This is a genomic window from Siccirubricoccus soli (genome assembly GCF_024178315.1).
Taxonomy (GTDB): Bacteria; Pseudomonadota; Alphaproteobacteria; order Acetobacterales; family Acetobacteraceae; genus Siccirubricoccus; species Siccirubricoccus soli.
The window spans coordinates 1-854 of record NZ_JAMZIK010000042.1 but is presented as its reverse complement, the minus strand read 5'-3'; the positions used below and the strand labels follow the sequence as shown (position 1 = coordinate 854).

The following is an 854-nucleotide window of genomic DNA, read 5'->3' as shown; positions in this document are numbered from 1 at the left end:
CGTTCGCTTGCGCTCACGCCGCACGCTCTAGGGTCTGTTGAGGTTTAGCGGGAGTGGATGACGGCGGCGGCGAGGTGGATCATGGCTGAGAAGCTGTGGTCGGTCTTGTCGCTGCGCATGGCGATGCGCTTGAACTCCTTGAGCTTGCAGAAGAAGTTCTCGATCAGGTGCCGCCACATGTAGACCGCGGCGTCGATGTCGAGCGGCTTGGCACGGCGGGGATGCTGGGCGATCACGGCCTTGGCGCCGCGTTCATCGAGATCGGCGATGATGGCGTCACTGTCGAAGGCCATGTCGGCGATCAGCGTGTCGAACTCGAGACCCTGGATGAGCGGGGCGACACCGACGGTATCGAACCGGTGGCCAGGCAGGAGGACCAAGCGGACCAGGTTTCCCAGAGCATCGGTGAGCGCCAGGATCTTGGTGGTCATGCCCCCCTTGGAGCGGCCTATGGCTTGGCCCTGCGTCCCCCTTTTGCGCCCTGCCCATGGCGGTGGACTTTGACGACGGTGGCGTCGACCATGGCGTATTCCAGGTCCGGATCGTCCGAACAGGCCTCGAACAGCCCTTGGAAAACACCAGCCCGGACCCAGTCCCGGAACCGGACATAGACGGAGTTCCACTTGCCGAATGCCGCGGGAAGGTCCCGCCACGGGCTCCCGGTCCGGGCAATCCACAAGACCGCTTCCACAAACAGGCGATTGTCGGCGCCGCTCCAGCCCAGATCGCCCGGCTTGCCCAGGCAATGCGGCTCCATCCTCGACCACTGGGCATCCGTCAAAACACGCCGTTCCATCCCAAGCTCGAACCACACCCAGGAAGCTTCCGGAATACCCAATCTCAACAGACCCTAG

General features: G+C 63.6%; 1 pseudogene. It reads right to left on the bottom strand.

Annotation, left to right across the window (positions count from 1 at the left end):
* Positions 1 to 44: 44 nt before the first annotated feature.
* Positions 45 to 757, bottom strand: a pseudogene (locus NJ376_RS07250) (IS5 family transposase).
* Between the last annotated feature and the right edge of the window lie 97 nt (positions 758 to 854).